The 6637-nt window shown below is 55.2% G+C and carries 5 protein-coding genes; 2 read left to right on the forward strand and 3 right to left on the reverse strand.

The window, feature by feature from the left end:
* Positions 1–1116 carry a succinylglutamate desuccinylase/aspartoacylase family protein gene (locus PQQ51_RS28985; RefSeq protein ID WP_408500627.1) on the forward strand — a complete coding sequence of 372 codons (1116 nt, stop codon included), beginning with the start codon at positions 1–3 and terminating at the stop codon, positions 1114–1116.
* 139 nt (positions 1117–1255) lie between these two features.
* Here the strand turns inward: PQQ51_RS28985 and PQQ51_RS28990 are convergent, their stop codons facing one another.
* Genes PQQ51_RS28990 through PQQ51_RS29000 form a run of 3 tightly spaced genes read right to left on the reverse strand, consistent with a single transcriptional unit; the run spans position 1256 to position 4032 of the window.
* Complete coding sequence (locus PQQ51_RS28990) at positions 1256–1630, reverse strand: DUF6984 family protein (protein WP_408500628.1); 375 nt, start codon at positions 1628–1630, stop codon at positions 1256–1258.
* A gap of 1 nt (position 1631) precedes the next feature.
* A complete protein-coding gene (locus PQQ51_RS28995; protein WP_408500629.1) occupies positions 1632–3764 on the reverse strand; it encodes a DUF6531 domain-containing protein in 2133 nt (710 codons plus the stop codon).
* A complete protein-coding gene (locus tag PQQ51_RS29000) occupies positions 3751–4032 on the reverse strand; it encodes a hypothetical protein (RefSeq protein ID WP_408500630.1) in 282 nt (93 codons plus the stop codon). The genes PQQ51_RS28995 and PQQ51_RS29000 overlap by 14 nt, the downstream gene beginning before the upstream one ends.
* 500 nt (positions 4033–4532) lie before the next feature.
* Between PQQ51_RS29000 and PQQ51_RS29005 the strand changes: the two genes are divergently transcribed.
* Entirely contained in the window at positions 4533–6440 is a 1908-nt protein-coding gene (locus tag PQQ51_RS29005) for a tetratricopeptide repeat protein (RefSeq protein ID WP_408500631.1), read from the forward strand.
* Positions 6441–6637: the final 197 nt, after the last annotated feature.

Raw genomic sequence — 6637 nt, forward strand, 5'->3', positions numbered from 1 at the left:
ATGAACAGGCAAACGATTCCGCTTCTTTCTCCCGCCGTCGGCACGCAACGCGAGCTGGTGAGTTTTCATTTTGGGCCGACGGATAGCGGGCAGAAGATTTTTATCTCCGCGTCGCTGCATGCGGATGAGACGCCTGCGATGCTGACCACGGTTCTACTCAAGCGTCGGTTGCTGGAGCTTGAAAAGCAGGGCGCGCTGAAGTCGGAGATTGTGCTCGTGCCGGTCGCGAATCCGGTGGGGCTGAGCCAGTATGTTTTGGGGCAGTTTCTGGGGCGCTTCGATCTGGGCAGTGGGAAGAACTTCAATCGTCATTTTTTTCAGTTCCCGAAATTGATCGAGCGGGCGAAAGAGGTGTTGGGTTCGGATCCTGTGGAGAATCTGCGGTTGCTTCGTTCGCTAATGGCCGAGCAACTGGATGCGCAGAAGCCTTTGACCGAGTTCGACTCGCTGCAATTGGCGTTGCTGAAGCTTTCTTTCGATGCCGATGTCGTGATCGATCTGCATTGTTCGCTCGAGGCGGCGATGCATGTTTATACGAGCGAGGCGGGGTGGCCGGCTATCGAACCGCTCGCGCGCTATCTGGGTGCGGAGGCGTCGTTGCTCGCGACGGACTCGGGCGCCGGTGCTTTCGACGAGACGCATAGCTTGTTGTGGTGGCGCTTGCAGCAGGAGTTGCCTGCCGACAAGCCGGTGGGGAACGGCACGGTTGCGGTGACCGTCGAGTGTCGCGGACAGCGGGATGTGTCGTATGCGGTTGCGCAGCAGGATGCGGACGCGCTGGTGGATTATCTTGTGTGGCGCAAGGCCGTGGCTGGCGATGTGAAGGCGTTGCCCGCGCTTCCGTATCAGGCTACGCCGCTCGCGGGTAGCGAGCAGTTCTATGCGCCGGTCAGTGGGATTCTGGTTCATCACGCGGCGATCGGCGATCGCATTCGTGTGGGGCAGCCGTTGTTCGATATTGTCGATCCGCTGACTGATGAGACGACTACGTTGTGTAGTCAAACCGAAGGTGTGTTTTATATGCGCCGCGCGATCCGCTTTGTGACGGCCGGGGCTCCGCTGGGTCGTGTGACCGGTGTGAAAGCGGTTCGGACTGGGGTTTTGCTGGGGGCGTGAGGATTCTGGTGAGCTTTTGAGGCGGTGCAAGCAGCGGCTGCGCGTCGTTCCCTCGCAGGCGCCACGCCACAACAATAAAGAAAAAGGCGCGAGCAATCACGCCTTTTTCTATCGCAAGTCCCTCTCTATCGGCGAAAGATTATGCCGACCTTCCCCTTTCGCTGACGTGTACGATCTTTAGCTTCGTCCAGTCCGGCTCCTGCAGCGGTCCATCGCCCCATCGTAAGAACTCCAATTGGAACAGGCGATCCGCAGGATCTGCGAACAGGAGAACATCGACCACCGTGCCGTCCGCATCCCGCAACGTTCCTTCATACGGATAGGTATGTTGGCCGCGTTCCTTGGGCCGCTGGTAGCCTTCAAGATGAAACAGGATCAGTGAGCCATCAGGTAGGGTGGACTCGGCGCGCACGTTCTCCAGATCATTCGTAAGCCGCGCTCCATCGATGGGGGCGAGTCGTTCTGCCACGTTACGGATAAACGCTTTTTCGCCTTCGGTCAGTTCACGGTTCATGTCACTTGATCACAAAGATTGTTCCGACGCTAATGTCGCCGTTTGGCATCACGTAAGCTCGCCACTGGACGGGTTGGCCATCGACCTCTATGCGTCCTATTTGATTTTGTCCTAGGGACAACTCGGAGCGCATTTCGCTTAGCTCATCGGCTACCATACCTTCCGCTTTGTCCAAGTTGAGATTATCTACCTCCGCGCGATTGATGTAGTGATCTCGCTTAAAAATGATCCCGTCCGCATTGTTAGCGCCGGTTGGCTTGCATTGCTTCGTCTCTGTCGCATGCTGAATTCCATTCTTGGCCGCCCACATCGGATCTTTGGCAAGCTGGAATACAAGCCATGCAAAGCGGGACCCTGCAAGGATCGCGCACTCGGGGCATACAGGTTCGAGCGCCGGTTCCTGGGAAAATTGAAGGGTCTTTGCCCAGCCAAGCAGATTGACGGCTGGTCCTGCTGGAGTTATTCCAGATTCGAAATTGGCGAGCCACTTGTCGATCTCGGTACTACTGATGGTGACGTCGGGGCCGAGATTTGTCGACACAGTGCCTGAGCGTGCCACCAACGCACCGTTTGCCGCAAAGGTATAGCTGACTTTCAGCGCGCGCTGGACGTTGCCATTGAGAGGGCTTGCGGATTCCCAATACTGAAAACCGATAAGACGGCCACGAGCGTCATAGTAGGGATTCGCCGTGAAACCTGGACCAACGATCGAGATTGCCCTGTGAGCCGCGTCGCGCAGTCTGATGCCAAGCAGGTTGCCGGTTTTTCTGTCGAGGATCGTGCGAAGATTTCCGGTCTGATCGCGCGTCACCGACCATTCACCGGTCAACCGGCCGCTCTCGTACAACTGAGCGAACGATAGTTGATTTGATGAGTCGTAAGCAAGCCCGTAGCTGCGGCTTAGCCCGTCAGCGAGCTTTGCGTCAAATCCTTCCGCACCTGTCGAATCGGTTGTCGGTCGTTCGCTGATGCCTGTCGGGTTGCCGTTCGCGTCGTAGACATATGTACGGAGCCATCTGGGTGACGCAACCATATACGGACGCAGACTAGTCGGATCTGCATAACGTACCGATGTCGTCGCAACGCTTCCCGACGAATTACTTGCAAATGCCTGAGTGGGACGATTGGCCTCGTCATATTTGTATTGGACATTTTTCCCATACGGTGCGATGTCACTGATCAGATTGCCCAATGCGTCCCACCTCATGCTGTAGCCCGCATCGTTTCCAGTCGTGCGTAACATGCCCGCAATAGGGGAATAGTTCACAGTGGTCGCACGTTGCCTGCTGGTAACTGTCGTCGCATTGTTGCCGTACATAAACGCTACATTTCGCGTTGAATCTGGATGACTTACCGCCGTCGCACGTCCGTTGACATCGTAGGTCCAGGTCGCGATACGCGACCCTGCTTCATCAATAACACCGGTCAGGGCGCCAGTAAAGCGCTCATCCTCGTAGACGTAACGTCGAATGTCGCCATCCGGCCAAGTTACCGAAACCAGATTGTTGTGAGTGTCGTAACCGTATTGCGTAACGTTCCCTGTCGAGTCCGCCATCTGTGTAATACGCCATTTCGCGTCATAGGACAGGCGGATAGTGAGATCGATAAACGGGTTTGTGCCAGGTGCATGGTCGGTAATGGCGATAAGCATGCCCGATGCGGGCGCTACGTTGCTTGCGGTGTTGGCATCGCTATAGGCGAGCGTAGCAACCCGCCCGTCGTGGTCCGTGACGGACAACAGGACGCCTTGTGCGGAGTACGTCTCACTGCTACCGTTGGTCAAGTCATCAAGTCTCCATGAAGACGAGCCTTGTGTGAGAGTCAGCGGCGTTCCGTCGACGGAGCGCCATCCGCCAGAAACCTTAGTTAACGTTACCGGATTGCCATTTGCGCGGTATGCAGTGATCCGTGACGGAACGCTGTTCAGGTTCGCGAGATTTAGCTGACGTTGCCAGTTGTGAACCCAAAGTGACCCCAAACCGGAGTCTGGTCGCGTAACGGGCCGAGCGCGATAGGTGCGACTAAACACAAATGGTCGGTCGTCACCGCTGCGAAAATCGACTTCCGTGATTGTCGTTGCACCTGAACTCGCATAGACCGGATCGGCCACAGGGCAACTGTTATCGCCGCTCATGTCGTCTGGTGGCATTCCCGTACCAATTGGTGATCCGTGACGGCTCATTGACGCAGTAGTGGTTCCCCATGTTGATAGGGCTATTGCCCCATGCGGTCGCGAAACAACTTGAAGTTCCTTGCATCGCCCCCGATTTCACATAAAGCCCGGCGCAGATCCCGTCTCCGCCTTCTGCGTTCGCGCCGAAGGCGACGAGCAGCAGTGTGAATACCGCCAGCAGACGACATAAAGTCCCTACTAAGCTACCTTGCGAATTCCAATCTTTCATGTCGCTCCTTTAATTTCTTGGTTTGGCCGATAGCGGCGGGAGCACTTTCAACGAGATTGAAATATTTTGAAATCCGAGAATTCCGAAAAAATATAAAGTGCCACGGGTGCCTGCCTTCGCGATAGCTACTTATTTCGGAAAATCGGACGCGTCTTAAAGCAAACGGCGCGAGTGAATCGGAGTTCACGGCGTACCGCAGAGGTACCGGCTGCCCTCGCGGATGCGTATTTTCCCTTCAAGAATCGGCGTCTTTGTTCCGACGTCGACATACCAAATTTCTGACGCGCACTGCTGATTTTTCACCTTGGAAAATTAGGTATTCCCGATAGTCTAAATTGACCTTGCTAGTTAGGATCTTTCATTAAGGTTAGGTGTATTCCTAATCAAAACATGACATGCGCCGAAGTGGCGTGAAAGGCCGGATCGCGATTGCCGCCGTAATGGTTGCATCAAAAAAAGCATAAAACAGGGGAAATTCTTTTAGAAGCCGTCTTGGAAACATGCGAAAAAGAAGCGTGCAAACGAGCGGGGATATTCCCAGTACGTCCATCTTCCTTCCCTCGGAGCGTGAGTCGTTCGCGACGGGAGTGCCACCGACCACTTGCGCAATTTCCGGCCCCGCGCCTGCGAACATAGACACTCTTATCGCCCGTGCTAACTCATTCTTCTCAGAAAAAAATCTGTCGAAGGCTATCGGCGAATATGAACGAGTCTTGTGCCTGCAACCGCAGAATGTGCACGCTCTGCACTGTGCTGGACTTGCATCCTTATTGAACGGCCAGCCTGAGCGAGCACGCGAATTCCTGAGCCGGGCATTGTCGGCCGCTCCGGAGCGCGCAGACATCCTGGAACAATGCGGGTTGCTCGCAGCGATGTCCAAAGATTGGCTCGTGGCAGAAGATTTCTATCGTCGTGCAATCCGGGCATTGGGAAGCACCGTGACTCTTCATCGGAATCTCGCTGATTGCCTGCATGCTTCAGAGCGGGATTCAGAGGCGGCAGAACACTATAGTAAAGTGCTGGAGTTAGAACCGGGGTTTCATCACGCATTGCACTCGCTTGCCAGGATCAGCGAAAAGCGAGGGAAGTACAACGATGCAGCTGACTACAGATTGCGGGCATGGAGATCGAACTCAGCGAGCTTGCAGGACGGACTTGATCTAATTACGGCCTTGGTGCGAGCGGAGCGCGAGGAAGAAACAGACGAAGCGCTAAGGCAATTGAGTAGCCGCTTTCCCAACGATGCGGAAGCGCTGGGATTTATCTCTGGCGTATTGAACTCAAACGACCGCTATACCGATGGACTGAGACTTGCCAGAGAGGGATTACAAACTGATCCTCAAAATCCCTTGCTGAACTACAACGCGGCAAGGGCATTGTGGATGGTCGGGCGGCCGAGAGAATGTTTTCCGTACGCGATGGAAGCGGCGCGTCTTTGGCCGGATAATGCGGGCACGAGTGTGCAGTACTTTGTCTCATGTGTTCAACTTGTTCTCGGTGATTTTGAAGAAGGGTGGCGGAGGCATAAATCTTTTTACACATATCCGTCGCTTAGTCGCCAATTGGTTCGTCCGGACTTTCCCGAGTGGAACGGTGAACCGCTAGCGGGATGCCGATTCCTATACGTTCTACACCAGGGATTTGGCGACCAGATACAGTTCCTTAGATTCACTGAGTGGTTGAACGAACGGGGAGCAACGGTTGATGTATTGGTCGATCCAGCAATCGCTGGAGTTGCTGCCAGCATGGCCAGTGTGAGAACCGTCTATTCGTATCCAAACGTGCCAGGCGGTCCATACGAGTACTGGTCTCATATGATGCGAATTCCGGAGTATATGAAGCTGAACGTGTCGATGCTTCCAGTTGCGATGCCCTATCTCGTGGTAACGCAAGAAAAGCGCGAACATTGGCGCACCTACATTGACGCGAGCGCTCAGTGTCCGGTAGTGGCGAAAGCACGGCGTGTCGGTTTGGTCTGGAAGGGAAGTCCGAATACAGCTACGGACCGTTTTCGGTCCATCAGGCTGCAGGTGCTGCGACCGTTGTTCGAACTGCCGTCCATAACCTGGTTCTCAGTCCAGAAAGACGACGCAGAGAACGAGAGTCAGTCTCTCGCCGGCGAATTCAGCGTGCACATCTTGGGTCCGTTGAGTGAGGACTTTACCGACACGCTTGCGATACTCGAGACGCTTGATCTGCTTATCACAGTGGATTCGTCTACTGCGCATCTTGCTGGCGCGGCTGGGCTGCCTGTGTGGGTGCTGCTGCCCGCCTATTCGGAGTGGAGATGGCTCGCCGATAGAACCGATAGCCCATGGTATCCGTCAATGCGTCTGTTCCGGCAGCGTGAGCTAGGAAAATGGGACGATGTTATTGGAGAAGTGCGAGATGCCTTGTCGGTACGTTGATGCCGGCGAAGCGTGCCGGAAGCGTGCACGCTGACTTGACCGCTCCGGGTGTGAGGGTTGGCAGCAAAAAGCGCCATGCTTTCTGCGCGCTGGGCGGACCGAATAAACCCCATATGTCGCATGCTTATAGGGCGTAGTTCGAAGCTGGTTTCCCACCCACACCGCCATCAGGAATGACGAAACTTCGCCTGTGACGA

Source organism: Paraburkholderia xenovorans (genome assembly GCF_046030735.1).
Taxonomy (GTDB): Bacteria; Pseudomonadota; Gammaproteobacteria; order Burkholderiales; family Burkholderiaceae; genus Paraburkholderia; species Paraburkholderia xenovorans_A.